This window comes from Alloalcanivorax venustensis, from assembly GCF_047495515.1.
GTDB lineage: Bacteria > Pseudomonadota > Gammaproteobacteria > Pseudomonadales > Alcanivoracaceae > Alloalcanivorax > Alloalcanivorax venustensis.
The window spans coordinates 1,364,582-1,389,936 of record NZ_CP179934.1 but is presented as its reverse complement, the minus strand read 5'-3'; the positions used below and the strand labels follow the sequence as shown (position 1 = coordinate 1,389,936).

28 protein-coding genes are annotated in these 25,355 nt (G+C 65.6%); 17 read left to right on the top strand and 11 right to left on the bottom strand.

Features of this window, described 5'->3' with window-relative positions:
* The first annotated feature begins 17 nt into the window (after positions 1 to 17).
* Positions 18 to 398 (top strand): hypothetical protein, encoded by a 381-nt coding sequence (locus ACMG4O_RS06635; RefSeq protein WP_370211498.1) that lies wholly within the window; start codon positions 18 to 20, stop codon positions 396 to 398.
* Here ACMG4O_RS06635 and ACMG4O_RS06630 read toward each other — a convergent pair.
* Positions 395 to 1,435, bottom strand: a complete 1,041-nt coding sequence (locus ACMG4O_RS06630) for a GNAT family N-acetyltransferase (protein ID WP_142950048.1) — start codon at positions 1,433 to 1,435, stop codon at positions 395 to 397. The two genes, ACMG4O_RS06635 and ACMG4O_RS06630, sit on opposite strands and share 4 nt — an antisense overlap.
* Before the next feature lie 182 nt (positions 1,436 to 1,617).
* Between ACMG4O_RS06630 and ACMG4O_RS06625 the strand changes: the two genes are divergently transcribed.
* Together ACMG4O_RS06625 and ACMG4O_RS06620 are read left to right on the top strand one after the other, a co-directional pair.
* Positions 1,618 to 2,196 carry a cold-shock protein gene (locus tag ACMG4O_RS06625; RefSeq protein WP_142950049.1) on the top strand — a complete coding sequence of 193 codons (579 nt, stop codon included), beginning with the start codon at positions 1,618 to 1,620 and terminating at the stop codon, positions 2,194 to 2,196.
* Complete coding sequence (locus ACMG4O_RS06620) at positions 2,193 to 3,719, top strand: sodium:solute symporter (RefSeq protein ID WP_414434693.1); 1,527 nt, start codon at positions 2,193 to 2,195, stop codon at positions 3,717 to 3,719. The genes ACMG4O_RS06625 and ACMG4O_RS06620 overlap by 4 nt, the downstream gene beginning before the upstream one ends.
* A 16-nt stretch (positions 3,720 to 3,735) precedes the next feature.
* Here ACMG4O_RS06620 and ACMG4O_RS06615 read toward each other — a convergent pair whose 3' ends face one another.
* Together ACMG4O_RS06615 and ACMG4O_RS06610 are read right to left on the bottom strand one after the other, a co-directional pair.
* Positions 3,736 to 4,380: a hypothetical protein gene (locus ACMG4O_RS06615; protein ID WP_414434692.1), complete on the bottom strand. Its 645-nt coding sequence runs from the start codon at positions 4,378 to 4,380 to the stop codon at positions 3,736 to 3,738.
* Complete coding sequence (locus ACMG4O_RS06610) at positions 4,370 to 5,665, bottom strand: sialidase family protein (protein WP_414434691.1); 1,296 nt, start codon at positions 5,663 to 5,665, stop codon at positions 4,370 to 4,372. The genes ACMG4O_RS06615 and ACMG4O_RS06610 overlap by 11 nt, the downstream gene beginning before the upstream one ends.
* 133 nt (positions 5,666 to 5,798) lie before the next feature.
* Here ACMG4O_RS06610 and ACMG4O_RS06605 point away from each other — a divergent pair, with 133 nt between their 5' ends.
* The 6 genes from ACMG4O_RS06605 (at position 5,799) to glpE (ending at position 10,542) form a co-directional block, all read left to right on the top strand.
* The gene (locus ACMG4O_RS06605; RefSeq protein ID WP_194856940.1) at positions 5,799 to 6,518 is read left to right on the top strand and encodes an START domain-containing protein; all 720 of its coding nucleotides are present in this window, start codon (positions 5,799 to 5,801) and stop codon (positions 6,516 to 6,518) included.
* Between the two features lie 75 nt (positions 6,519 to 6,593).
* The gene (locus tag ACMG4O_RS06600) at positions 6,594 to 7,331 is read left to right on the top strand and encodes a lysophospholipid acyltransferase family protein (RefSeq protein WP_414434690.1); all 738 of its coding nucleotides are present in this window, start codon (positions 6,594 to 6,596) and stop codon (positions 7,329 to 7,331) included.
* Between the two features lie 127 nt (positions 7,332 to 7,458).
* A complete protein-coding gene (locus ACMG4O_RS06595; protein ID WP_414434689.1) occupies positions 7,459 to 8,295 on the top strand; it encodes an SDR family NAD(P)-dependent oxidoreductase in 837 nt (278 codons plus the stop codon).
* A gap of 2 nt (positions 8,296 to 8,297) precedes the next feature.
* Positions 8,298 to 8,879: a DUF938 domain-containing protein gene (locus ACMG4O_RS06590; RefSeq protein ID WP_370202301.1), complete on the top strand. Its 582-nt coding sequence runs from the start codon at positions 8,298 to 8,300 to the stop codon at positions 8,877 to 8,879.
* A 104-nt stretch (positions 8,880 to 8,983) separates the two neighbouring features.
* Complete coding sequence (gene rhlB, locus ACMG4O_RS06585; protein ID WP_267254100.1) at positions 8,984 to 10,207, top strand: ATP-dependent RNA helicase RhlB; 1,224 nt, start codon at positions 8,984 to 8,986, stop codon at positions 10,205 to 10,207.
* A gap of 17 nt (positions 10,208 to 10,224) precedes the next feature.
* Positions 10,225 to 10,542, top strand: a complete 318-nt coding sequence (gene glpE, locus ACMG4O_RS06580; RefSeq protein WP_370202300.1) for a thiosulfate sulfurtransferase GlpE — start codon at positions 10,225 to 10,227, stop codon at positions 10,540 to 10,542.
* 5 nt (positions 10,543 to 10,547) lie between these two features.
* Here glpE and ACMG4O_RS06575 read toward each other — a convergent pair whose 3' ends face one another.
* Positions 10,548 to 11,225, bottom strand: a complete 678-nt coding sequence (locus ACMG4O_RS06575; RefSeq protein ID WP_414434688.1) for an OmpW/AlkL family protein — start codon at positions 11,223 to 11,225, stop codon at positions 10,548 to 10,550.
* A 106-nt stretch (positions 11,226 to 11,331) separates the two neighbouring features.
* Here ACMG4O_RS06575 and ACMG4O_RS06570 point away from each other — a divergent pair, with 106 nt between their 5' ends.
* On the top strand, positions 11,332 to 12,339 hold the full coding sequence (locus ACMG4O_RS06570; RefSeq protein ID WP_370211480.1) for a hypothetical protein: 1,008 nt from the start codon (positions 11,332 to 11,334) through the stop codon (positions 12,337 to 12,339).
* A 497-nt stretch (positions 12,340 to 12,836) separates the two neighbouring features.
* Here ACMG4O_RS06570 and ACMG4O_RS06565 read toward each other — a convergent pair whose 3' ends face one another.
* Positions 12,837 to 14,297, bottom strand: a complete 1,461-nt coding sequence (locus ACMG4O_RS06565) for a PhoH family protein (protein ID WP_414434687.1) — start codon at positions 14,295 to 14,297, stop codon at positions 12,837 to 12,839.
* 212 nt (positions 14,298 to 14,509) lie between these two features.
* Here ACMG4O_RS06565 and ACMG4O_RS06560 point away from each other — a divergent pair, with 212 nt between their 5' ends.
* On the top strand, positions 14,510 to 14,971 hold the full coding sequence (locus ACMG4O_RS06560; protein ID WP_414434686.1) for a methyltransferase family protein: 462 nt from the start codon (positions 14,510 to 14,512) through the stop codon (positions 14,969 to 14,971).
* On the opposite strand, the gene ACMG4O_RS06555 is transcribed toward ACMG4O_RS06560, so the two are convergent.
* Complete coding sequence (locus ACMG4O_RS06555; protein WP_414434685.1) at positions 14,871 to 15,587, bottom strand: hypothetical protein; 717 nt, start codon at positions 15,585 to 15,587, stop codon at positions 14,871 to 14,873. The genes ACMG4O_RS06560 and ACMG4O_RS06555 overlap by 101 nt on opposite strands.
* Before the next feature lie 161 nt (positions 15,588 to 15,748).
* Between ACMG4O_RS06555 and ACMG4O_RS06550 the strand changes: the two genes are divergently transcribed.
* The 3 genes from ACMG4O_RS06550 (at position 15,749) to ACMG4O_RS06540 (ending at position 18,249) form a co-directional block, all read left to right on the top strand.
* Positions 15,749 to 16,798 (top strand): M14 family zinc carboxypeptidase, encoded by a 1,050-nt coding sequence (locus tag ACMG4O_RS06550; RefSeq protein WP_414434684.1) that lies wholly within the window; start codon positions 15,749 to 15,751, stop codon positions 16,796 to 16,798.
* A 63-nt stretch (positions 16,799 to 16,861) separates the two neighbouring features.
* Positions 16,862 to 17,335 carry a hypothetical protein gene (locus tag ACMG4O_RS06545; protein WP_370212095.1) on the top strand — a complete coding sequence of 158 codons (474 nt, stop codon included), beginning with the start codon at positions 16,862 to 16,864 and terminating at the stop codon, positions 17,333 to 17,335.
* Positions 17,336 to 17,559: 224 nt separating this feature from the next.
* Positions 17,560 to 18,249 (top strand): TorF family putative porin, encoded by a 690-nt coding sequence (locus ACMG4O_RS06540; RefSeq protein ID WP_142949544.1) that lies wholly within the window; start codon positions 17,560 to 17,562, stop codon positions 18,247 to 18,249.
* 121 nt (positions 18,250 to 18,370) lie between these two features.
* Here the strand turns inward: ACMG4O_RS06540 and ACMG4O_RS06535 are convergent, their stop codons facing one another.
* Genes ACMG4O_RS06535 through ACMG4O_RS06525 form a run of 3 tightly spaced genes read right to left on the bottom strand, consistent with a single transcriptional unit; the run spans position 18,371 to position 20,331 of the window.
* Positions 18,371 to 19,324, bottom strand: a complete 954-nt coding sequence (locus ACMG4O_RS06535; protein WP_255442584.1) for an endonuclease/exonuclease/phosphatase family protein — start codon at positions 19,322 to 19,324, stop codon at positions 18,371 to 18,373.
* Between the two features lie 4 nt (positions 19,325 to 19,328).
* Positions 19,329 to 19,775 (bottom strand): copper chaperone PCu(A)C, encoded by a 447-nt coding sequence (locus ACMG4O_RS06530; protein WP_142949546.1) that lies wholly within the window; start codon positions 19,773 to 19,775, stop codon positions 19,329 to 19,331.
* Complete coding sequence (locus ACMG4O_RS06525) at positions 19,753 to 20,331, bottom strand: SCO family protein (protein WP_142949547.1); 579 nt, start codon at positions 20,329 to 20,331, stop codon at positions 19,753 to 19,755. The genes ACMG4O_RS06530 and ACMG4O_RS06525 overlap by 23 nt, the downstream gene beginning before the upstream one ends.
* Before the next feature lie 224 nt (positions 20,332 to 20,555).
* On the opposite strand from ACMG4O_RS06525, the gene miaB reads away from it, so the two are divergent.
* The 3 genes from miaB (at position 20,556) to cysT (ending at position 23,833) form a co-directional block, all read left to right on the top strand.
* On the top strand, positions 20,556 to 21,890 hold the full coding sequence (gene miaB, locus ACMG4O_RS06520) for a tRNA (N6-isopentenyl adenosine(37)-C2)-methylthiotransferase MiaB (protein WP_142949548.1): 1,335 nt from the start codon (positions 20,556 to 20,558) through the stop codon (positions 21,888 to 21,890).
* 106 nt (positions 21,891 to 21,996) lie between these two features.
* Positions 21,997 to 22,995 carry a thiosulfate ABC transporter substrate-binding protein CysP gene (cysP, locus tag ACMG4O_RS06515; protein ID WP_142949549.1) on the top strand — a complete coding sequence of 333 codons (999 nt, stop codon included), beginning with the start codon at positions 21,997 to 21,999 and terminating at the stop codon, positions 22,993 to 22,995.
* Positions 22,996 to 23,002: 7 nt separating this feature from the next.
* Positions 23,003 to 23,833 carry a sulfate ABC transporter permease subunit CysT gene (cysT, locus tag ACMG4O_RS06510; RefSeq protein WP_255442593.1) on the top strand — a complete coding sequence of 277 codons (831 nt, stop codon included), beginning with the start codon at positions 23,003 to 23,005 and terminating at the stop codon, positions 23,831 to 23,833.
* Positions 23,834 to 24,027: 194 nt separating this feature from the next.
* On the opposite strand, the gene ACMG4O_RS06505 is transcribed toward cysT, so the two are convergent.
* Both ACMG4O_RS06505 and ACMG4O_RS06500 read right to left on the bottom strand, forming a co-directional pair.
* Complete coding sequence (locus ACMG4O_RS06505) at positions 24,028 to 24,708, bottom strand: anti-sigma factor (RefSeq protein ID WP_370185994.1); 681 nt, start codon at positions 24,706 to 24,708, stop codon at positions 24,028 to 24,030.
* Positions 24,705 to 25,259 (bottom strand): RNA polymerase sigma factor, encoded by a 555-nt coding sequence (locus ACMG4O_RS06500; RefSeq protein WP_414434683.1) that lies wholly within the window; start codon positions 25,257 to 25,259, stop codon positions 24,705 to 24,707. Before ACMG4O_RS06500 ends, ACMG4O_RS06505 begins: the two co-directional genes overlap by 4 nt.
* Positions 25,260 to 25,355: the final 96 nt, after the last annotated feature.

The following is a 25,355-nucleotide window of genomic DNA, read 5'->3' as shown; positions in this document are numbered from 1 at the left end:
CTGGGAGACACACATCCATGGAGATCACCAAGAACAGCCACCGCAACACCTGGCAAGCGGTTCATGAAACCACACGGGCTATCCGCGAAGGCCGCCTGGACCCGGCGCTTACCGATTGGCTGAGCCGGCAAGGCGTGCGTGTGGAAACCGCCCTGTTCGCCAGCGTGCGTCAATGCGACCAGCGTCTTTACATGGGCACCCTGGTGGACGAGAAAGGCCGGGTGCTGGAATACCTGGCCAACCTGGACCTGCCGGAGGACGACGCCCTGGACGACGTCACCGCCGAGCTGGGCCCCAAGTGCTCCTACCACCACCGCCACGATCCCTGCGATCCGGTCACCATGGCGTTGATGATCCAGCGCGGCCAGGCGCCGGCGCTCGCCGCACAGCCCGCTTAGAGGACGCCCGTCCGGTACGGCAGCAAGCCGCGCGCCTCCTCCCGGTAGGCGTGCACGTGGCGCGCCTCGCGCTGGCAAAAGTCCGCCACCGCATCCTGAAAGGCGGGCTCCGCCAGCCAGTGCAAAGAGTAGGTGAGCACCGGCTCGAAACCGCGCAGAATCTTGTGCTCGCCCTGCACGCCCGGGTCGAATTCCGCCAGGCCCCGCTCGATGGCGAACTCAATGCCCTGGTAGTAGCAGACCTCGAAGTGCAGCGCGTCGTACTCACGCACGCTGCCCCAGTAGCGGCCGTACAGCGCCCGGTCGTCGAACAGATAGAGGCCGGCGGCCACCGGTTCGTCGCCGTCGCTGGCCACCACCAGCAGCACCTGATCCCCGAGCTGTTCGGCCAGGCGCCGGAAGAACGCCTCGCTGAGATAGGGCAGCTGGCCGCGCACCAGATAGGTGTTGGCGTAGCAGTGGAAAAAGAAACGCCAGCTTTGCGGGTCGATGTCGGCGCCGGTGAGGCGCGTGACGGTGAGCCCCTGTTCGGCCACCCGCCGCCGTTCGCGGCGCACGCTTTTGCGCTTGCGGGAGTTAAAGCCGGCCAGGAACTCGTCGAAATCACGATAGCCCCGGTTGAACCAGCGGAAGTGGCAGGCCTGCCGCTCCACCAGGGGCAGCTCTTGCAGGGCTTCCCGCGCGGCCTGATCCGGGAACAGCAGGTGCCAGCCGCTAGCACCCTGCTCGCGGATCCGCTCGCGCACCCCTTCCCACAGTTGCTGGGGCCGCCAGTCGCCACGCCAGCGCGGGCCGACCACCGGCGTAAACGGAATCGCGGTGACCAGCTTGGGGTAATAGGCCAGGCCGTTACGCTGGTAGGCGTCCGCCCAGGCGAAATCGAACACGTACTCGCCGCGCGAGCCGTCGCGGGCGTAGATCGGCATCAGGGCGTCGCCGTCACGCAGGTGACAGGGCCCCCAACCACGGCTCGGCGTGGCGGCGCCGGTGTCTTGCAGGGCGTTGAGAAAGGCGTCGGTGAGAAAGGGAAACTCCATGGCGACAGGATACTGACCCCGGGGCGGCCAGGCGAGGCCAACGTGAACATGAGATTACCGTGCCGCTTCGTTACAATGGCGGCGCGGCGATAACGATAATGCGGGAGCCTCCCGAAGCCGCTCGCCTCTTTGCACGGCGATTTGTTTCCTTTTTTCGAGTCACCAACAAGGTCCGTCGATCAATGAAAGTTTCCAAACCCCTGGCGGCGTTCTACGTCCTGGCCGCCCTTTTGCTTGCGTTACCCGGTGCCTGGCTGCTGTTCGCCCCGCACGCCTTTATTCTTTTCGTGCACGGCGGCGATCAAACATTGCTGGTCTCTCCCCTGCTCAGCCAGCAAACCGGCCTGGGCCTGCTGCTGGCGGCGGCGGTGAATCTGGTTTGCCTGGCCGGCGGCCGCACGCGCACCGCCCTGCACGTGGCGGTGTTCTTCTATCTGGCCGGGCTGGTGGCCAGCCACGGGGCGCCGGTGTTCACGCTGGACGGCGCCTGGTTGTGGGCCCCGGTGCTGGTGTACCTGTTGCCGCTGGCGCCCTGGGGCCGTCTCGCCCGGGACGGCCGCCGCCAGGGCGAGGTGAAGTGGTTCAACCCCAATAAAGGCTTCGGCTTTATTCTCGACGATAGCGGCGAAGAGATTTTCGTCCACTTCAAGGCGGTGCGGAACGGCGGCCGCCGCAGCCTGCGCACCGGCACCCGGGTGCGCTTCGTGATTCGCGAGTCCGAGCGCGGCGACCAGGCCGACGACGTGTACATTCAGCAATGACCCTGTCGCTGCTCGACTGGGCGGTGCTGCTGGCCTATCTAGCGGTGGTGCTGCTGATCGGGTTTTACTTCGCCCGCCGCAATACCAGCACCGAGGAGTATTTCGTCGGCGGGCGGCGCTTCCGGGGCTGGGTGATCGGCCTGTCCCTGGTGGGCACCTCGATCAGCTCGATCACCTTCCTGGCCTACCCGGCGGACGCGTTCAAGACCGGCTGGCTGCGTTATCTGCCCAACCTGGCGCTGCCGGTGGCGCTGTTCGTGGCCGCCTATGTGTTCCTGCCGTTTTTCCGGCGCGGCAACATGACCAGCGCCTACGAGTTTCTGGAACAGCGCTTCGGCCCCAGCGTGCGGGTGTACGGCGCCCTGGCGTTCATCGTCGCCCAGCTGGTGCGTCTGGCGATGATCCTGTGGCTGTTGTCGTTGCTGATCCAGCAGCTGGTGGACGTGACGCCGACCACCGCGATCATCGGCGCCGGCCTGTTCGTCGGCCTGTACACCATTATCGGCGGCATCGACGCGGTGATCTGGACCGACGTGCTGCAGACCGTGGTGTTGATGATCGGCGGGCTGCTGTGCATCTGGGTGGTGGTGGAAGCGCTGCCCGGCGGCCTGGGGCAGGTGTTCCGGGAAGCCTCGGCGGCGGGCAAGTTCGCGCTCGCGGAGTTCGACGACGGCACGCCGCGGCCGGTGCGCTGGCAGCCGTCGCTGAGTGAGAAGACCGTCACCATGATGCTGCTGATCGGCCTGACCAACTGGCTGACGGAATACTCCAGCAACCAGAACACGGTGCAGCGCTACTGCGCCTCGCGCTCCATGAAAGAGGCGCGCCGGGGCCTGTGGGTGTACCTGTTCACCGCGCTGCCGGTGTGGGCGTTCTATATGTTGCTGGGCACCGCCCTGTGGGTGTTCTTCCAGCACTACCCGGACCCCACCGCCGCGGCGGTGCTCACCGGCGAAGCCCGGGCCGAATCGATCATGCCCTGGTTCATCACCGAGTACCTGCCGTCCGGCATCGCCGGCCTGGTGGTGGCGGCGGCGCTGGCGGCGGCGATGAGCTCGCTGGATTCCAGCATCAACTCGGTGAGCACGGTGTCGATCGTCGATCTTTACCGGCGCCACCTGCGCACCGGGCTCAGCGATAAACACTACCTGACGGTGGCGCGCACCGTGGCGGCGCTGGTGACGGTGCTGATGATCCTCGGCGCGCTCTGGCTCAACGGCGCCAGCACCCACACCCTGCAAGACACCTCGACGATTCTGGTGTCGCTGTTCGGCGGCGGCATGCTGGGGTTGTATCTGCTCGGCTTCCTGACCCGCGTCGGGGACGCGCGCGCCGCCTGGTGCGGCATCGGCATGACGCTGCTGTTCACCGGCTGGACGGTGCTCACCAACAAGGGGCTGATGCCGGCGGCGCTGAGCGCGCCGTTCGATCTCTACTACACCGGCTTGATCGGCAACCTGGTGATGTTCCTGGTGGGCTACGGCATGGCCCGCCTGTTCGACCGCCGCCCGGCGGCGGCCTGAGGCGGTACCGGCAGGCTCAGGAGCGCGAGCCGGCGGGCTCGGACGCGGGGCCGGGCGCCTCGCCGGCGCGGGTCGCCGCCTGGCGGCGCGCGGCGCGTACGTCGCGGCGCACCACCAGGCGGTCACGCACCAGCCAGCCGGTGGCCCAGAACACCAGCCAGGGATCGATCAGATAATCCCAGAGATTGTCCGAGTGCAGCAGATTGAAGTAGAACGCCCCCTGGGCCGCGATCAACACCACGCAGGGCGCGTAGGCCCGGTTCATCCAGGCGAACAGGCCGATCAGCAGCAGCACGCTGCTGAACAGGATGTCGCCGAAGCCCAGCGCGTAGGGATCGGCGTAGCTGGACCCCAGGCTCATGGGGTAGAAGAACAGGGCCAGCGCCACCAGCATCACGCACACCGCGCGCAACTGCCCCACCGGCAACCAGTAACGGCCGCGCAGACGGTGCTGAATGGCGGCCAGCGCCAGCAGGCCCGAAGTAATGCTCAGGTGGCTGAAATAACTCATCACCCAGCCGGCCAGCCCGACCGGAAACGGCAGCAACGACCAGACCACCAGCGCGACCGCCAGCCCGCCGCGCACCGGCAACGGCAGACGAGCGCTCAAACGCAGCCAGATGGCCGCCAGCACCAAGGCACAAATAAGGCTAGAAATCACCGGCCATCCCCCCCAATAGCGGCTGATCCTCAGGAAGCCAGGCGTGTCGAATCGCCGACTTGTTCCAAGTGTAGAGGATATGCACGTCACCGTTGGCGGCTTGGATCACATACGGATAGTCGTACTGAAACTCGCAGCCCTGTTCCTCGCACTTGTTGCGCTCCACGCGCTGACGCAGCAACGCCGGGCTTTCGGTTTCCAGGGTGCCGGCCACCTCCTCGGAAATCATTTCCATGTACTCGGTCTGCGGCACGTTGCCTTCGCGCCATTGCGCCCGGTTATGGAAGAAATAACGCCCGGACCAGGTCTTGCCGCCATCATGGGTTTCGCGCATGCAGAGATCGTCGCGCTCCATCGGGTTGCAGTTCGCCACCAGCAGCCAGTGCCCCGGCGACAGCACCACGCCACCCACCGCCGATGACGGGTTCTGCAGCTGCGACGGGCGCAGCGGCGACCAGTCACCGCCGCCGTCGCGGGTCTCACTGCGGTACAGGAAGCCGGGGTGGGTATCGGTTTCATTACGCAGGAAGGCGGTGGCCCGTTTCGGCCCGTCCACCAGCACCAGCGGCTGAATCGCCTTGCGGCCGTGGCCGATACGCTCCTTGTCGACGATCCGATTGTGATCGTCCAGGCGCAGTATTTCGCCGAATTTACCCACCATTTCGTGGTACACCGGCAGGCCCACGGTGCCGTCCTGGTAGCGGATCGGCGGGGTTTTCACCAGGGTGCTGATGTTCAGAAACGGAGAGGTGACCAGCGCCTCGTCGAACCGCCAGCTGGCGCCCATGTCGTCGGACTCCAGCACCACCAGGCGGCTCGCCGCCCAGCCGCCGAAACTCACCGCCACCACGAACAGCCGCATGCGACCGTTGTCGTCCAGCACCGGCACGGCATTGCCCAGCTTGCGCACGTGCCGGCCCCACTGCAGGCGGATCTGCTCGCGGGTGACAACCCGCTCTTCCTCGCTCCAGGCACCCTGTTGCGGGTCGAAAATCGCCGAGTGGATGGCCACGTCCGGCCCGCCTTCACGCTTGCCGGCGAACCAGAACGCACGCAGGCGGCCGTCCGGCAGCGCCACCATGGAGGGCGCGTGCACCAGCGGCGTCTCACCGTCGGAGGCGAAACGCATCTGCCATTGACCGTTCAACCGGTCGTGGCCGGGCACGTAATCCGGCTTGAATTCAGGCTTGGAAACCCGTTCCTGGTGTTCCGGCAGCACCGCCACGAAACTCACCAGCAATAAAGCGCCAAGCAACCAGTGAAAACCACGTCTTGCCATGGGCATTCGGCATCCGTTTGTCAAGGTGCAAGGAAAGGCACGAAGTCTAACACCGGCGTACGGGGATTGCCCCTACCCGGCGAAGACAAGCGACATCGATGATGGCATAATGCATCTACGACTTTCGGGTGACTTTTATATGCAAACCTCTCTCCGGGCAATCCCCTACCTGGTTCTGCTGGCGGCGTTGCTGACCGCCGGGCGGCTGCCCGCCCAGGCCGGCGCCTGGCAACTGGTCAGTGATCGCAACGGCATTCAGGTCTACATGCAACATGGAGACCGGACGGCGCTGAAAACGTTCCGTGGCGTGACCCGCTTCCCGCTCGACGATGAGTACGCCATGGTGGCCCTGCTCAACGATTACCAGGCCTACCCGGACTGGCTGCACTTCGTGGACAGCGCCTGGGAGCTGGGCCGCAGCAACGAACAGGTGCGCCAGCTGCACTTCACCACGCTGTTGCCCTGGCCGCTGGCCGACCGGGAGGCGGTGCTGCAGACCCGGGTGATACAGGCCAGCGACCCGACCAGCGAAGAAGTGGTGGTGGACCTCAGTAACCGCCCCACCCTGCTGCCCCCCAACCCGGAGTACGTCCGCTTCCCGCACATGGAAGGAATGCTGCGCTTCCGCCGCGTGGCGCCGGGCGAGGTGGAGGTGGTCTACCAGCTGGAATTGAATCCCGGCGGCTACATCCCCGCCTGGCTGGCCAACATCCTGCTGCGCGACGCGCCCTATTTCACCCTTGAGCGACTGCGCCGGGTGGTGCACCGCGCCGAATATCAGGGGCACTATTACGACTGGCTGGACCTGCGCGGCCCGGGCCGTCCGGAGCCGGCCAAAAACGTAACAAAAAATCCCTGACACCTGTCATATTCGGCCCTTTTCGCTACCATTGATGTGGATTTTTTCCGATGCCGTCCGGGGGAGACCACTGGCATGGTGAACGCGCTTTTCTTTATCTACTCCTGGTTTATTTTCGTACCGCTGATGCTGCTGGCCACGCTGGTGGCCGGTGCCGTGTGCCTGTGTCTGGTGCCGTTTCTCGGCCCGCGCCGGGTGGCGCGCCTGAGCGCCGTGCCCTGGGCGCGCCTGGGGCTGCTGCTCAGCGGCGTGCAGGTGCGCGTGCACGGCCTGGAGAACGTGGACCCGTCGCGCAGCTATGTGATTGTCGCCAATCACCTCAGCCAGTACGACATCTGGGTGCTCTACGGGCACCTGGAGCAGGATTTTCGCTGGGTGATGAAACAGGAACTGCGGCGCGTGCCGGTGATCGGCGTGTGCTGCGCCCTGCTCGGCCATGTGTTCATCGACCGCCGCGACCGGGCCTCCGCCCTGGCCAGCCTGGAGCAGGCCAAACAACGCCTCACCGGCGGCACCAGCATCCTGTTTTTCCCGGAAGGCACCCGCAGCCGCAGCGGTGAGCTGCGCCCGTTCAAGAAGGGCGCCTTCCGCATGGCCCAGGACCTGGACCTGCCGATTCTGCCGGTCACCATTATCGGCACCCGGGAAATTCTGCCGGCGGATTCCCTGCGCATGCACCCGGGCACCGTGGACCTGACCGTGCACGCCCCGGTGGCCGTCACCGGCAAGGACGACGCCGCCGTGGAAGACGCCATGGCGCGCAGCCGTGCCGCCATCGCCAGCGTCGGCGAAGGCTACCTGGAGCTGACCTGACGCCGCTCTGTTACCCTGGCGTCGCCCGGCGCCGGCGGCGTGGCCAGCTTCGACGTTGGAATTGGCCCCTTTTGCATGTCCGATGCCGCTACACTCCGGCCATTCAGACGGAATCGGAACAGCAACTATGAAAGACTTCCAGAATAAAGTAGCAGTGATCACCGGCGCCGGCTCGGGCATCGGCCGGGCCCTGGCCCGGGATCTGGCCGCCGCCGGCGCCCGGCTCGCCCTCAGCGACGTGAATCAGGTCGGCCTGCAGGAAACCGCCGACAGCCTGGGGCTGGGCAGCGACCGCCTGATCACCGAAGCCTTCGACGTGGCCGACCGCGACGCCTTTTACGCCTTCGCCGAGCGGGTCACCGGTCACTTCGGCGCCGCCCATCTGGTGTTCAACAACGCCGGCGTGGCCCTGGGCGCCACCGTGGAAGACATGAGCTACGAAGACTTCGAGTGGTTGATGGGCATCAACTTCTGGGGCGTGGTGCACGGCACCAAGGCGTTCCTGCCCCACCTGAAAGCCGCCGGCGAAGGGCACATCGTCAATGTGTCCAGCGTGTTCGGCCTGATCGGCGTGCCCACCCAGTCGGCCTACAACGCGTCCAAGTTCGCGGTGCGCGGCTTCACCGAGGCCCTGCGCCAGGAGCTGGAAATGGAAGGCGGCCGGGTGTCCTGCACCTCGGTGCATCCGGGCGGCATCAAGACCAATATCGCCCGCAACGCGCGCATGGGCGCCGGCGTCGAGAAAATCACCGGTGCTGACGCCGACAAGGCGCGCCGCGACTTCGAGAAGATGTTCCGCACCACCCCGGAAGAAGCCTCACAGACCATTCTCAAGGGCGTAAAGGGCAACAAGCGCCGGGTGCTGATCGGCTCCGACGCCCGCGCCATCGACAGCATGCAGCGCCTGATGCCCACCGCCTACCAGCGTATTATGGTGGCCGGACAGAAAATGATGCGGAAATAACCATGAAACCTTTCTCCCAGGCAGCCGAGAACAACAAGGGTCCGATCCTTGATGTACTGCGTGACTATCTCACTGCCCCGGGTGATCTGCTGGAAATCGGCGCCGGCACCGGCCAACACGCGGTGTGGCTGGCGCCGCACTTCCCCCAGGTGCGCTGGACGCCCACCGAGCTGCCGGAAAACCTGGACGGCCTGTCCCAGTGGCTGGCCGACGTCCCCAGCGACAACCTGGCCGAACCGCTGGCGCTGGACGTGGAAGGCGACTGGCCGACGCAGGCCTACCGCTACATCTTCACCGCCAACACCTTTCATATCGTCTCCCGTCCGCAGGTCGAGCTTTGCATCCGCCGGGTGTGCGAGACGTTACTGCCGGACGGTCGCTTCCTGGTGTACGGCCCGTTCAATTATCACGGCACCTACACCAGCGACAGCAACCGGGAGTTCGACCTGTCGCTGAAAGCCCGCGACATTGCCATGGGCATCCGCGACCAGGAGTGGGTGGTGGAACGCTTCGCCGAACACGGCCGCGAGCTGATCCACGACCACGCCATGCCGGCGAATAACCGCATTCTCGTGTTTGGCTGAGACACAACCCGAGATTCCTCTGACAGTGCTGCCCGCTTTTTATACACTAGGTTCCCGTTCCCATGGCCGGGCCGTTTTCCGCAGCACCCAAACCGAGCGAATCCATGCAAAACGAAACCACCAGCGAATGGAGCCTGGAGCAGTTCCAGGTCCCGGAAAAAGAAGGCGAAACCCGCTTCCACGACTTTGACCTGGAGCCGGCGCTGATGCACGGCATCGCGGACGCCGGTTTTCAGTATTGCACGCCGATCCAGGCCCAGGTGCTGACCCACGCGCTGGCCGGCGCCGACACCATCGGGCGGGCGCAGACCGGCACCGGTAAGACCGCCGCCTTCCTGATCACCATCATCAACGACCTGCTGCGCCACCCGATCACGGTGCCGCGCTACGCCGGCGAACCGCGGGCGCTGATCGTCGCGCCCACCCGGGAGCTGGCGATGCAGATCGAGAAGGACGCCAAACTGCTGGCCCACCACACCGACCTGCAGGTGATGAGCGTGGTCGGCGGCATGAACTTCAACCGCCAGCAGGAACGCCTGCAAACCCGGCTGATCGACATTCTGGTGGCCACCCCCGGACGCCTGCTGGATTTCGCCAAACGCCGCGACCTGTGGCTGGACCGGGTGGAAGCCCTGGTGCTCGACGAGGCCGACCGGATGCTGGACATGGGCTTCATCCCCGACGTCAAACGCATCGTCAACATGACCCCGAGCACCCGCTACCGGCAGACCCAGCTGTTCTCCGCCACCTTCAACGACGACGTGATGAACCTGGCCGGGCGCTGGACCGAGGCCGCCCAGGTGGTGGAGATCGAGCCCACCCAGGTGACCACCGACACCGTCGACCAGAAGGTCTACATCACCGCCACCCAGGACAAGTTCAACCTGCTCTACAACCTGATCACCCGGGAGAACATGTCGAAGGTGATCGTGTTCGCCAACCGCCGCGACATTACCCGGCGGCTCAACGACCGGCTGCATAAGAAGGGCCTGAACGTGTCGCTGATCTCCGGCGACGTGCCCCAGAACCAGCGCATGAAGACCCTGGAGCGGTTCCGCGCCGGCGACCTGCAGGTGCTGATCGCCACCGACGTGGCCGGGCGCGGCATTCACATCGAAGGCGTGTCCCACGTGATCAACTACAACCTGCCGGAAGACCCGGAGGATTACGTCCACCGCATCGGCCGCACCGGCCGCGCCGGCGCCAGCGGCGTATCGATCAGCTTCGCCTGCGAAGACGACGCCTTCCTGCTGCCCCAGCTGGAGCAGGCCATCGGCATGAAACTCAACTGCGTGCACCCGGAGACCGCGCTGGTCGCCGACCAGTAGCCCGGGAAGGAAAAACCATGGCGGAACGTATCAGCCCGGAAGACGGGGTCATCAAACTACAAAGCGGCGACACCCTGTTCGTCGACGTGCGCGACCCGGCCAGCCACCAGGAAGCCCGCATCCCCGGCTCCCTGCTGCTCAACCAGAGCAACCTGGAAGATTTCCTCGCCGCCACCGACCGCCAGCAACCGCTGGTGGTGTACTGCTACCACGGGCACTCCAGCCAGGGCGCCAGCGACTACCTGGCGGAGCAGGGCTTCCATTCCGTGGTCAGTCTCGACGGCGGCTTTGAATACTGGCGCCAGGCCCACCCGGAACACGTGGACAGCGAGTAGCCGGCTCAGAACGCGCGGCCCATGCCCACCATCCACACCAGGGGATCGATCGCCACATCCACCTTGTCCACGGTGGTGCCGTTCACCGTAAGGCGCGCCTCGGTATCCAGGTCCATCTTCCAGGCGGAGAGGTTCAGGAACCAGCCCTCACTCAGCGCCACGTCGACCCCCAGCTCCGCGGCCAGCCCCCAGGAATTGGAAAGATGCAGATCCGCGTCGGCGCCGCCGATCAGCGGGCTGACCACGCCGTCGTCGATGCGCTCGCCGAAGAAGCGGGTGTAATTCACCCCGATGCCGGCATAGGGACGAACGCGGCCGTACCCCGGCAGCGAGAACTGGGCCAGAACCGTGGGCGGCAGATGCTTGGTCTCGCCGATGCGGGTGCGCCCCAGCGCGGTGTCCTCCAGATAGAGGTCATGCTCGAACGGCGTGGCCGCCAGCAGCTCGATACCGAACCAGTCCTTCAACATGTAGGTGACGGTGACGCCCGCCTGGGTGTCGCTGTCCACATCCACGGTACCGCCGGTGAGGGGCGCCACCGCGAAGGCGTCGCTGTCCACGTCCGGCTCCACGGTGGCGGCGCCAAAGCGCACCACCCAGTCGCCGGCCTGATGCGCCTGGGCCCCGCCGCAGGCCATGCCGGTTAGCGCCAGCGCCAGGGCGATTTGTCGCGATAGTTGCATGCTCTTGTCCTTTGTTGGCTCATGATAGGTGCCCATTAAAAGACGAGGCGCCGCCACGCTCCTTGCCTCAGATCAACGGAACAGACCGGATAAAAAGAGGAACGCCATGAACGCAGCCCAACTGGCCGACGCGCTCAAAAACGCCCATGTGGAACACGCCCGCCTGCGCCTGCAGGAAAAGCGCTACTGGCAGCAACAACTGGACGACGGCGTTAAAGCGCTGGGCAAAACCCCGGTGGGCGCCCTGGTGGACCCGGACGCCCTGGCCAAGGTGGTGGACGACTGGCTGGCCAGCGTGAACACCGCCCAGGGGCTGCGGCCGGTGATCATTGAGGTGAGCGAAGCGATTCTGGAACAGGCCGGCGACGACCCGGCCACGGTGGGGGAGCTGCTGAACGAGGCGCACTTCGAAGCCATCCTGGAGCAGGCCCTGCGCCTGAAAACCCTGCGCGAAAAAGCCATCCACGCCTGTCTCAACCATCCGCTGGTCAGCGACATGGTCAGCGAGATGCTCTACACCGGCATCAAGAACTTCCTGCTGGAAGAAAACGTGCTCGCCAAGCTGCCCGGCGTCAGCAGCATGATGAAGCTGGGCCGCAAAAGCGTCGGCAAGGCCATGGGCGGCCTGGAAGACAGCATCCGCGACTACCTGCGCCACAACACCCGCGCCACCCTGAAAACCGGCGAGCAGTGGCTTAACCGCCAGCTCACCGACCAGCGTATCGCCGAACTGGCCCGCGACGGTTACCGGCGCCTGGCGCCGCTCAAGCCGGCGGACGTCATCAAGACCGCGCCCAAGGGCCTGGCCGGCGACGTCGCCACCCACGCCTGCGTGATCGCCGACGAAGCCGCGCGCCTGGACTACAGCCGCCGCCTGGTGGCCGCCGGCATCCAGGCGGCGGTGCAATCGCTGCTGGAAAAAGACCTGCCCGCCCTGCTCAAGGCCATGGGCACCACCCCCAAAAAACGCAGCCAGGCCCTAGCCCCCGCCCTCGCCACCGGCGCCGCCGTGCTCGACCAGCAGGGCGTCCTCACCCCCTGGATCGAGCAAGCCCTCGGCGACTTCTACGACAGCGACGCCTGTAAGGATGTCCTCGAGAAAGCCCTGTCGTGATCGGAACTCCGTAGCCCGGCTCGGTCTTGGTGCCCGGCGTCCAGGACCCGCCGTGAATACGTCCCTGTAGGCTTGTGTTCGGCTCCCTGCCTCACACAGTCCTGGACGCCGGGCACCAAGACCGAGCCTCCCAATGGAGCAAGCCTCCAACAGCGGCTACGAAGTAAGCTCTCTGGGATCCTGCCGGGAGCTTCGCTCCCTTTCGCGGGCAAGGCCCGCTCCAACAAACCCAGCTTCGTAGAAAGGTCCGGGCGGTGTTATGTCCCGTGGCGGTTCCGCTGCCAAGTGAGCGGGGCAATGGTGGTGCCTGGAGGGAGCTGTTTGGCCAGGGAGGGCCAAACTAACAGCGGCCAGGGATGGCTTGAGCGGTCCCGGAAGGCACCACCATTGCACCGCGTCTCCGATACGGAGCACCGGACACAGGAAGCACAGAGGTCTCTGGGATCCTGCCGGCCGGCAAAGCCGGCCTTTCGCGGGCGAGGCCCGCTCCCACAAACCTACAACCAGGTTTCGGCATACTCCGCCAGGAGTGAGCGCGGCACCCCGTTAAGCTTCACCGAGCCGCCATAGACGAACCCCTTGAAGCGCTCCGTCATATAAGTCAGTCCGGAACTGGTGGGTGACAGATAGGGCGTATCGATCTGCGCCAGGTTGCCCAGGCACACCACCTTCGAGCCCTCCCCCGCCCGGGTGATGATCGCCTTCATCTGATGCGGGGTCAGGTTCTGGCTCTCGTCGATCAGGATCAGGGATTTCTGGAAGCTGCGGCCACGGATGTAATTCAGCGCCTTGAACTGAATATTGGCGCGCTCCTTAACATACAAAATACTGCCGGACGGGTTCTCGTCGTTGAGATGCAGCGCCTCGATGTTGTCGTTGATCGCGCCCAGCCAGGGGTCCATTTTTTCTTCCTCGGTACCGGGCAGGAAACCGTGCTCCTCGGCCAGCGGCGGTGTCGAGCGGGTGGCGATGATCTTATTGAAGCGCTTCTGCTCCACCGTCATCTCGATGGCCGCCGCCAGCGCCAGGATGGTTTTACCGGAACCGGCGGCGCCGGTCAGCGTGACCAGATGGATGTCCGGATCGAGCAGCAGTTGCAGCGCCACCGCCTGCTGGATGTTCATCGGCCGCAGGCCCCAGGCCTGCTGCTCCATCAGGGTTTCGGCCTTGTGATGGCGCAGCGTGACCACGCCGCCTTCGACGCTGAGAATGCGCCCGACGAACCCCTGTTCATCGAGAATGTACTGGTTGGGATAGACCTCCTCGCCGAGAATGTCGCCCACCACCAGGCCATGGGGCAGCCGGTGCAGGGTTTCCGCGCCGACCTGTTCGGTGTCCACCTCGGTGACCTGATCCCAGAAGGAACCGGGCACTTCGAAATAACCACGCGTGAGCTGCTTGATATCCGAGACCAGCTGGTCGTTGTGATAGTCCTCCGAATCGATGCCGCAGGCGCGCGCCTTGAGGCGCATGTTGATGTCCTTTGTCACCAGCACGTAGCGGGTGTCCGGGTCGGCCATCTTCATGGCCATCACGTCATTGATGATGCGGTTGTCGTTGAGGTGGTCGGGCAACGCGGAGCCGCCGGCGCTGCCGCGCGGCATCAGCACGGTGAGCGTGCCCTGGGTGTAGTTGCCCCGGCCGATGGGGATGCCCGCTTCCACTTCCGCCGGCGTCGCCTGGCCCAGCACCCGGTCGATCTGGCGAATGGCGGCGCGGCAATCCGCGGCGGTGTGCGACTTGCCGGTTTTCAGGCGGTCCAGTTCCTCCAGTACGGTCATCGGAATCGCCACCCGGTGCTCTTCGAAATTAAGCAACGAGTTGGGATCGTGGATCAGAACATTGGTATCAAGAACGTAGGTTTTCGGAGTGGTATCGGGTTGCCCAAAGCGCTGGTCGGATGAGTGGCTGTCGGATGTGGCGGAAACGGAATGCAAGGTGGCCGCTCGCTCTTCCATGCGTATCCCCTATTTGCGTGACGTTAGGGCGGCGGGATACGGGCACGAGAGTGACGCCTGCTCCTGCCGCCGTTTACAGTGCTACCGGCGGTTGCTGGTTAGCTTTCAGCTTCGGATCGCGATCACTCCCGCAAGGGCGGGATGTAAATTACCATAACCCAGCTTTTCAGACCTGACAACGAGAGTCGTCAACGAATTAACGAGAGATCGTCATGCCATTGGAACATCCCGAAATCCGTATGCCGCCACCCCTCCTCCACCTGGGCGGCCTGCTGGTCGGCTACGGCCTGGATCAGGCGCTGAGCTGGTCGTTGCCGGCGTTCACCGGCCGCCAGGGCATTGCCGCCACCCTGGCCCTGATCGCGATCGCGGTGTTGCTCACTGCCCTGCTGCAATTGGCGCGCGCCCGTACCACGGTGATGCCGCACCGCGCCGCCCGGACGCTGATCACCGGCGGTGTGTTCCGGCTCAGCCGTAATCCGATTTATCTGGCGTTCGCGCTGCTGCATCTGGCCTGCGCGCTGAGCCTGGGCAGCCCGGGCATGCTGCTGATGCTGGTGGCGGTGCTGTGGGTTATGCATAGCCACGTGATCGCCGCGGAAGAAGCTTTTCACGCGCAGCGGTTCGGGGCGCAGTGGCAAGCGTATCGGCAACGGGTGCGGCGCTGGCTTTAGGCGGCTCGGTGGCCGGCCCGCGCCGGCCCCGTTTAAGGAATTGCGGCGGCAGCAGGGTGCCGTCGAGCAGGGTCAGGCGGGTGGAGCCGAAGTGCCCGGGCACGAAACCGCTGACCCGCACATCCCGGGGCAGCCAGCCCAGCCGCCGGTAGAACTCGGCGACCAGCTCCGAGCAGAACCAGCCACGCCGGTCCGGCGCACGGGTGAAGCCGGTGAGCAGGTCCCGGACGTTGCACCAGAGGTAGTTCTTATAGGGACGGTGCAGCAGGCGCGCCACCAGGCGCCGGGCGAGTCGCTGGCGGGCCTCGCTGAGCGGCGGACCGAGGCGGCGGCGCACCGCCACGTCACCGGCGTAGTTGGCCAGCTTGCGCGCCAAGGGCACCAGGGTGACGCCCGCCACCGGCCGGCCCAGATGCAGGTCGGCGGAATCGCCGCCGCCGGCGGCTTCCAGCACCAGCGGTTCGGGGTAGCCGGGCAGCCGCACCACCAGACCGATGTGGCTCCAGGGGCTGCGGGTGAACACACGGATCACCGAGCTGACCGGCCCGCGCCCGGAAAACAACAGCACATCGCCGGTTTCCAGGGTCAACAGATTCAGGTCTTGAACATCGGTCACGGCAGCGGTCCGCAGGCCAGGCTCGAAGCAAGCCTGACCGGGCCGGGTGACAGTGCGCTGACAGTTTGATCACGCTTGCGTGACCTTCGCGGCGTCGGCGGATTGTCATAAAACCGTGACAGTGCGCGGTTAGTCTGGGCGTTCCGACGACGGCCGGACCTATGGAACAACACCTCTACCAGCTACAACGCCACCTGCCCGAGCAACTGCATCTGGACAACCTGATACGCCTGGGGGAACGGCACCTGCGCGTGACCGAGGTACTGACGGTGCCGCAGGGCGACCTGCGCCTGCCGGTGCGGGTGATCGAGATGGGCAGCCAGGCCGCCGGCGCCCCGGCGATCGGCTTCTTCGGCGGCGTGCACGGCGTCGAGCGGATCGGCACCCAGGTGATTCTGTCCTGGCTGCACAGCCTGATTCACCGCCTGCAGTGGGACGACCAGCTGCACCGGCGCCTGGAGCATATCCGCCTGGTGTTCATGCCGATGGTCAACCCGGGCGGCATCTGGCGGCGCACCCGCAGCAACCCCAACGGCGTCGACCTGATGCGCAACGCCCCGGTGGAGGCCGACGGCCGGGTGTCGTTCCTGGTCGGCGGTCAGCGCCTCAGCCGGCACCTGCCCTGGTTCCGGGGCCGCGCCGGCGACCCCATGGAAGCGGAAGCGCAGGCGCTGGTCCGGGTGGTGGAAGAAAAGCTGCTGCGCGCGCCGGTATCGCTGAGCCTGGACTGCCACAGCGGCTTCGGCCGGCGCGACCGCATCTGGTGCAGCTACGCGCGCACCCACCAGCCGATCGCCCACCTGGCCGAGGTGTACCGGCTCAAGCAGGTGCTGGAGGCCACCTACCCGCACCACCACCCCTATCTGATCGAGCCCCAGTCCTTGAACTACACGACCCACGGCGACCTCTGGGACTATCTCTACGACCGCGCCCGCGAACACCACCCGGAAAAGATGTTCCTTCCGTTCACCCTGGAAATGGGCTCCTGGCTGTGGGTGCGCAAGAACCCCCGCCAGATGCTGGATTTCTTCGGCTTCTTCAATCCGGTGATCGGCCACCGCCACCACCGGGTGCTGCGCCAGCATCTGCCCCTGCTGGAATTTCTCACCGCGCTCACCGCCAACGCCGGCAACTGGCTGCCCACCGGCCCCCGCCGGGAGGCGCTCACCCGCGAGGCGATCCGCCACTGGTTCGGCGGCGACCCGGCCTAGTCCTCTGGTGGTCCTATTCTTGCAGCCCTACACTGGCGATATTCATTCAGAGGACCTTCGATTATGAAAAAAACGCTGTTGCTCCTGCCCGCCCTGATGCTGGCGGGCTGCCAGATGCTCAACTACCAGGAACCCACCGGCGAGGACACCGCCGCCGTGGTGTTCACCGGCAACGAGGCCGCCCAGCCAGTGGTGTGCGTGCCCGGCCGCGGCTTCAAGGACACCAAGATATCCCTGGCGGTGAAGCCCTGGGACACCAATGCCTTTAACGAGCTGTTCAAAACAATGAGAAAAGCCGAACAGGTACCGGTGACGGTGGCCGCCGACGGCCAGACCCGCATCGGCGTGGTCTACAACGAGCGCGACACCGACATGCGCCGCAATCACTGCCGGGTGGCCGTACAGTTCAACGCTCAGGCGGATACCCGTTACTTCGCCCACTTTACCCGCAACGAGGCCGGCCAGTGCGGCCTGGAAGTACGCGGCGAGGAAGGCGTGCAGGCCGACGCGGTGCCGGTGGACTGGGACTGCCCCTGATAAAAGCGCCGTTTTGGTGCAAGGCACTAAAACAGCGCACAGCCGCCGGGCCCTTTACCGGCTTTACCCCGACCCTCTTTTCGCCTCTCCCCCTAAACCCCTGAAAAATCAGGGGTTTTTATTTTTGGCACGCTCCCTGCTTTATACCGATACGAGCCTCCCAGGCCGGTGCGCCAGGAGCGCACAAACCACAGAACATTTGTTATTTGCAAAGAGGGTTGCACATGAAACACGTATCTGGGATCAAAAAGACCGTTCTGGCCGCCAGCGTGGCCGCCACCATGGCAGCAGGCCTGGCCGCTCCTTCCATCGCAGTGGCCGAAATCAGCGGCACCGCCGGTGTCTCCAACATGTACTTCTGGCGTGGTGTGGATCTGACCGAGGGTAACGCCCAGGTGTTCGGTAGCCTGGACTATGCTCACAGCACGGGGCTTTACGCCGGTGTCTGGGGCAGCTCTGAAATCGGCGGCAGCGAGTACGACCTGTACGCCGGCTACGCCGGTTCCCTGGGTGATTTCAGCTACGACATCGCCTACGTGGACTACAACTATCCGAACTCCAGCACCTACACCCAGGACGAATATCGCGATTTCCAGGAAGTGATCCTCAACCTGGGCTTCGCCGGCTTCAGCGCCGCGGGTTACTTCGGTGTGGGTGACTACGGCCGCGGCGACGATTCCGTGGACAACGAAGACAACTACTACACCCTGGGTTACAGCTACGACAAATACGGCGTCACCGTCGGTACCTGGGACTTCGAAGCCGATGACAGCAACTACACCCACGTTGATCTGAGCTACGCGCTTACCGATGAACTCGGGTTCACGGTCTCCAAGATCGTTGATTCCGAAGCCGGCAACATGGACGACAACGACGACACCCTGTTCGTCGTGACCTACGCCCTGTCGTTCTAAGAGCGTCAAGAACACGGGGCGGGATTCTCCCCCCGCCCCTTATTTTCACACCGTGGGGCCCTCCCTGGTCCTCGCTGGAAACGCAAGCAGGCCCCACGGTGTTTTTTACGCGAGTCCCCGCCTACTCAAAGTACGTCACCAGACCATCATGGTCGGACACCACCTCGCTACCGTCACTGCCGTAAAGGCGATCGTAGCGCCCGGCATTGCCCCGGCTCACCGCCACACCCTGTAACTCCGCCTTGAGCGCCTCCGACAACCAGACGTAATCCAGCGTCTGCGGCCGGCAACGGTGGCGGTAACTGTAGCGCTCCGCGCTTTTCACACGGTCCCAGCTGTTATAGAGCCCGCTCGCCGCCATCACCGTCAGCGGCTCGCTGAAGGCGCCGCTGTCCGGCGCGCTGTTGAAGTCGCCGACCACCGCCAGGGCGGTGTCGCTTCGGGCCCGGGACCACTCGGCCAGCCGTGCCGCCTGGCGGCGCCGCTTCTCCGCCACCCAGGGTTTCTCGCCGAGGCCGTTGGCGCTGCGCAGATGCACGATCACCAGGGTCAGCTCGCGGGGCGCGGTCAGGGAGACCGCCAGCGGCGGGCGGCTGAACAGCGGCTGGCCCCGGAAGCGCTGGTCGGCGAACAGGGCGCGGACGCCGCCGACTTGCGCCGGGGCCCGGTGCAGCAGTGCCACATCCATGCCGGCCGGGTCGTGGCCTTCCAGCAGCCGCGCCCGGTAACGCGGCCCGCCTTGCGCGGTGACCCGCTCGGCGAGCTGCTCGAGGATGGCGATGTTCTCCACCTCCTGCACCGCCAGCAGCACCGGCGCCTTGAGGGTGTCGACGATATAGCCGGCCAGGGCGTCCAGGCGCGCCTGATAGACGGCGTCGTCCAGGGGGCGGTCGATGGGGCTGTTCTTTTCGGTGTCGCGCAGGCGCCAGAGGTTGAAGGTGGCCAGGCTCCATTGCCCGTCGGCGGCGGTGGGCACCGCCCGGGGCGCGGCCAGATCCCGGCAGTCGGCGCCCGCCGGCCCGGCGGCGAGAGCGCCGAGCAGCAGCCAGAGCGCGGCGCCGCGACCGGAGGTCACCCGTTCAGGGGGCGTTATGACGCACCGGGAAATCGGTGCAGAGGTCGTCATGGTTGGCGAAGGTGAGGCACACCTCCACGCTTTCGCCGGCCTCGGGCACCTGGCTCAGCTTCATCAGCATCAGATGCTTGCCGCCGGGGGCGAAGCGCACCCGGTCGCCGGGATCCAGGCGGACGCGGTCCAGGTGCACCATACGCCGCTGGCCGTCCTCGCCGGTGCGGCTGTCGTGCAGCATGGCGCCGCCGGCGAAGTCCACGTCCGCGCCTTCCAGCTTCACCACCCGGTCGCCGCGATTGCGGAGCTCGAAATAGCCGGCCATGGTCGGCGACACCGGCGGCACCGCGCGCAACCAGGCGCCGCTGATTTCCAGATCGCCGGCGGCGGCCGGCGTCGCCGACAGCGCCAGCAGGGCCGCCAGGGCCACGGGCTTAAAGAAGGCTTTGAACATCATTGACCACCTCGTCGATGTCGAAATCCGCCGGGTAGAGCTTGCGCACCCGGCCCTGCCGATCCAGCAGGTAAATATAATCACTGTGGGTGAAGTCGTAGGCCTCATCCTGGCCGTCCGTCTTCAGGAATACCACCCCGTACTGCTCCGCCACCGCCTCGATCTCGGCCACGCTGCCGGTGAGGCCGATGATGTCGGCCTTGAACCAAGGCAGGTATTCGCGCAGATGGGCCGGGGTGTCCCGCTCCGGGTCGAAGGTGATGAACACCGGCTGCACCGGCCCGGCGTCGCCCTGCTCGTCCAGATTGCGGTAGGCCTGGGCCACCCGCGCCAGCACCGCCGGGCAGATGTCCGGGCAGTGGGTGTAGCCGAAGAACAGAATCACCACCCGGCCTTCCAGGGACGACAGCCGGAACGGCTCGCCATTGTGATCGGTGAGTGTGAAATCACCGCCAAGGCGGGTGTTCACCGGCAGATCGCTGCCCGGGTCGTCCCCGCAGCCGGCCAGGGTCAGGGCCGCCAGCAGCAGCGCCAGCCCGATTCGAATCCTCGTTTTCATCCTCTCTCCCGCGCGCCGCGCGCGCCTTGAAAACCGCGCCGGGGCGCGAACGGCGCCGATCATAGCGTTTCGGGGCCGCCGCTCCCAGCCCGCCGGGCGCGGCGATTCGCCGCGCCCGGCCGCGCCGGTGTCCAGGGGCGCTTTGCGGCGGTATAATTCGCGCCCGCCACATTTCCAACAGATAGGGCCGGCCGCGCGCAACGCCGCCCCAGAGGTCACGATCCATGGCACGCAAGCTCTTTATCCAGACCCACGGCTGCCAGATGAACGAGTACGACTCCACCCGCATGGTCGATCTGCTGGAGTCCACCCACAATCTGGAACCCACGGACAATCCGGAAGACGCGGATGTGCTGCTGCTCAACACCTGCTCGATCCGCGAAAAAGCGCAGGAGAAGGTGTTCCACCAGCTGGGCCGCTGGAAGCGCCTCAAGGAGCGCAACCCGGAGCTGATCATCGGCGTCGGCGGCTGCGTGGCCAGCCAGGAAGGCGAGGCGATCCGCGAGCGCGCCCCCTATGTGGACGTGGTGTTCGGCCCCCAGACCCTGCACCGCCTGCCGGGCCTGATCACCCAGGCGGCCAGCACCCGCTCGCTGGCCATCGATGTGACCTTCCCGGAAATCGAAAAGTTCGACAACCTGCCCGAGCCCAGCGTGGACGGCCCCAGCGCCTTCGTGTCGATCATGGAAGGCTGCTCCAAGTACTGCACCTTCTGCGTGGTGCCCTACACCCGGGGCGAGGAAGTGAGCCGCCCGGTGCAGCCGGTGCTGGATGAGATCCGCCACCTGGCGGACATGGGCGTGCGCGAAATCAACCTGCTGGGCCAGAACGTGAACGCCTACCGGGGCCAGGGCGCCGGCGGCGAGACGCTGGATCTGGCCGACCTGATTCTGCTGATCCGCGATATCGACGGCATCGACCGCATCCGCTACACCACCAGCCACCCGGTGGAGTTCTCCGACGCCCTGATCCAGGTGTACGAGGAAGTGCCGGAGCTGGTCAGCCATCTGCACCTGCCGGTGCAGTCCGGCTCCGACCGCATCCTGGCGATGATGAAGCGCAACCACACGGTGCTGGAGTACAAGTCCAAGCTGCGCAAGTTACGCCGCATCCGCCCGGATATTTCCTACAGCTCCGACTTTATCATCGGCTTCCCCGGCGAAACCGACGCCGACTTCGAGGCCACCATGAACCTGATCGGCGATATCGGCTTCGACACCTCGTTCAGCTTTATCTACAGCGCCCGCCCGGGCACCCCGGCGGCGGAGCTGCCCGACGACGTGCCGCTGGCGGTGAAGAAGGAGCGCCTGCGCATCCTGCAGCAGCGCCTCAGCCAGAACGCCCAGGACATCTCCCGCAAGATGGTGGGCAGCACCCAGCGCATCCTGGTGGACGGCTTCTCCAAGAAGGATCCGGGCCAGCTCAAGGGCCGCACCGAGAACAACCGGGTGGTCAACTTCGCCTGCGACGACATCGACCTGATCGGTGATTTCGTCGACGTGGAGATCGTCGAGGCGCTGCCCAACTCCCTGCGCGGCGGCTTGCCCGTCACGGCCTGATATTCATATTGAAATTCAAAATCAGTCTAGGCGGCCTGTTTCATTAAACATTCGGTTATATAAACTAGGTCGCCTCATTGGCTTCGACGTTTAAGGAATAACGGACATGCGTGTTTGGCTCTCTCTGATTCTGCTGGCCGCCACTTCCGTGGCCGCAGCCCAGCAAACCATTCTGAACAGCTCCTACGACGTCGCCCGTGAGCTGTTTCAGACCTATAACCCGAAATTCCAGGCCTACTGGAAAGCGCAGACCGGTAAGGACATTACCATTCAGCAGTCCCACTCCGGCTCGTCCAAGCAGGCCCGTGCCATCCTCCAGGGGTTGGAAGCGGACGTGGTGACGTTCAACCAGGTCACCGATGTCAACGTGCTGCACGAGAAGGGCAACCTGATTCCCGAGGACTGGAACCAGCGGCTGCCCAACAACGCCAGCCCGTACTACTCCACCACCGCCTTCCTGGTGCGCAAGGGCAACCCCAAGGACATCCAGGGCTGGGGCGATCTGGCCAAGGACGGGGTCGATGTGGTGTTCCCCAACCCCAAGACCTCCGGTAACGGCCGCTACACCTATCTGGCCGCCTGGATGGCCGCGGAAGAGCAGTTTGGCGGCGACGAGCAAAAAATCCGCGACTACATGACCCGTTTCCTGGGCAACGTGGCGGTGTTCGACTCCGGCGGCCGCAGCGCCACCGTCACCTTCGCCGAGCGCGAGATCGGCGACGTGCTGATCAGCTTCGAGTCGGAAGTGAACAACATCCGCAAGGAGTACGGCACCGGCGACTACGAGGTGGTGGTGCCCAAGACCTCGGTACTGGCGGAATTCCCGGTCAGCGTGGTCGACGACGTGGTCGACGAGCGCGGCACCCGCGAGGTGGCCACCGCCTACCTGGAACACCTCTACGACAAGGAGATCCAGGAGCTGCTGACCACCTTCAACTACCGTGTGCATCACCCGGAAGTGGTGAAAGCCACCGAAGACCAGTTCCCGCCGGTGAAGCTGCTCAAGGTGGAGGACTACTTCGGCTCCTGGCAGAACGCCCAGGACACCCACTTCGCCTCCGGCGGCGTGCTCGACGAACTGCAGGCGCAGGCGCGGAGACGCTGATTTGGCCATCCTGCGCACCCGGCACTCGGTATTGCCCGGCTTCACGCTCAGCTTCGCGCTGAGCGTGCTGTTTATTTCGCTGGTGATCCTGGTGCCGCTGTCCGGGCTGGTGCTGCACGTCAGCGAGATGACCTGGGACCGCTACTGGTCGGTGATCACCAACCCGCGCAGCCTGGCCAGTTTCAAGGTCACCCTGCTGGCCGCTGCCGGCGCCAGCGCCATCAACGCGGTGGTGGGGTTATTGCTGGCCTGGGTGCTGGTGCGCTACCGCTTCCCCGGGCGCCGCGTGATGGACGCCCTGGTGGACCTGCCCTTCGCCCTGCCCACCGCCGTGGCCGGCCTCACCCTGTCGGCGCTGTTCGCCGCCAACGGCTGGCTGGGGCAGTGGTTCGAAGCGATCGGCATTCCGGTGGCCTACACGCCGCTGGGCATCATGATCGCGATGAGTTTCACCAGCCTGCCGTTCGTGGTGCGCGCGGTACAGCCGGTGCTGGAAGACCTGACCCCGGACGTGGAAGAAGCGGCCGCCACCCTGGGCGCCACGCCCATGGCGTCGTTCTTCCGCGTGGTGCTGGCACAGTTGATGCCGGCGCTGCTCACCGGCACCGCCCTGGCGTTTACCCGCAGCCTGGGCGAGTACGGCGCGGTGATCTTTATCGCCGGCAACATGCCGTTCGAAACCGAGATCATCTCGCTGCTGGTCAACATCCGCCTGGAAGAGTACGACTTCGCCGCCGCCAGCGCCCTGGCCTCGGTGATCCTGGGCGCCTCCCTGGTGCTGCTGTTCGGCATCCAGATGGTGCAGGGGCGGCTGATCCGCCGCTGGCAAGGCGGCTGAGTACAGTTAACAGTGAATAGTTAATAGTTAACAGTTACGCGGGAGGGGCCTGTGGGGCGTGGACGCCGTGCCCGCGAAAACAGGCCGTGCCGGCCGCGGGCCGCGGGCCGCGGGCCGCGGGCCGCGGGAAAGCCAACCAGCCTCCCCCCTAACTGTTAACTGTTCACTGTTAACTCTTAACTGTTAACTGCTTTTTATAGTGCGACTGCGCGGCCGATAAAGAGCACCGGGCCGGTGGGCCGGGGTTCCGGTGAGCCGCCCGGCGGCTCCAGGGTGAGTTCGAACAGCTGGCCGCTTTCCACGCCGCCGACCTGCTCGGCGGGGATCACCAGGCTGCGGCCCGGCTCCACCAGCCCCAGGGAGCGGGGGCCTTCGGCGTTATTTTCCAGGGTCCAGAACTGCACGCTGCGGTCGGCGCGGTAGTCCGTCTGCTGCGCCAGGGGCGTCAGTTGCAGGTCGCCGTTGTCCGCCACGGTGATCCGCCAGCCCGGCTGGGCCGCTTCGCCCGGCGCCTGAAGCACCACGGTGTACACCGGGGCCGGCTGGCGCAGCGGGCCCACCGCCAGCACCAGGGCCACCAGCAGGGCGGCGCTGGCGAAGCGCCAGGCGGGCGTGCTCTGCCACAGGCCGCGCCACCAGGACACGGCGATGCCGGTCTCGCGGGCCAGGCGCCGCCACAGGCCGGGCGGCAGACGCGCCGGCTCCAGCAGCTCGGCGGCGCCCACCCAGTGTTCGCGCCAGTACGCCGCCTGCCGCGCGGCCTGCTCGTCTTCCGCCAACCAGCGCTCGATCTCCACCGCCTGCTCGCCACGGTGCAGACCGAGGACATACTCGGCGATCAGCAGACGCTGTTCTTCCTGGTTATCGGGAATCATAGCCGCAGACACTCCTGAAGCCCTTTAAGCCCGGTGCGAACCCGGCTTTTGATGGTGCCCAGGGGCACCGCTAATGTTTCGGCGATCTGCTCATAGGTGAAACCCTGATAGAACGCCATCAATATCGGCCGGCGCCGGTCGCCCTGCAAACCGCGCAGGCACTCCTGCATGGCGCGCCGCTGGTCGGACTGCATCGAGCACTGCTCCGGGTTGGGCCCGGGATCCGGCCAGTCGTCCCCCGGCAGCGCCTGGGCGTCGTCACGTTTCGCCCGGCGGTGCTGATTGATCAGCCGATAGCGCAGCAGCGCGTACAACCAGGCCCGGGCGCTGCCCTTTTCGGGATGAAACCGGACGGCGTTACGCCACACCTGCACGAACGTATCCTGCAGCGCCTCTTCCGCCAGCTCCGGGTCGCCGCTGAGCCGGCGCGCCAGCGCCAGCATCCGTGGCGCCTCCAAACGGTACAGCCGTTGAAACGCCTTGGCGTCGCCTCGGGCACAGGCCAGCAGTAAAACCGTGGCTTGCTCCAGTTGGTGATTCGACTCGTCCATGGGATGTCCGGCGCGATGTGAATAAAACGCGATGGTCCATCGCGCCGCGAGAAGACCGTGTCAATGTCGGCTGCAAAGCCAGTTTTGTAGGAGCGG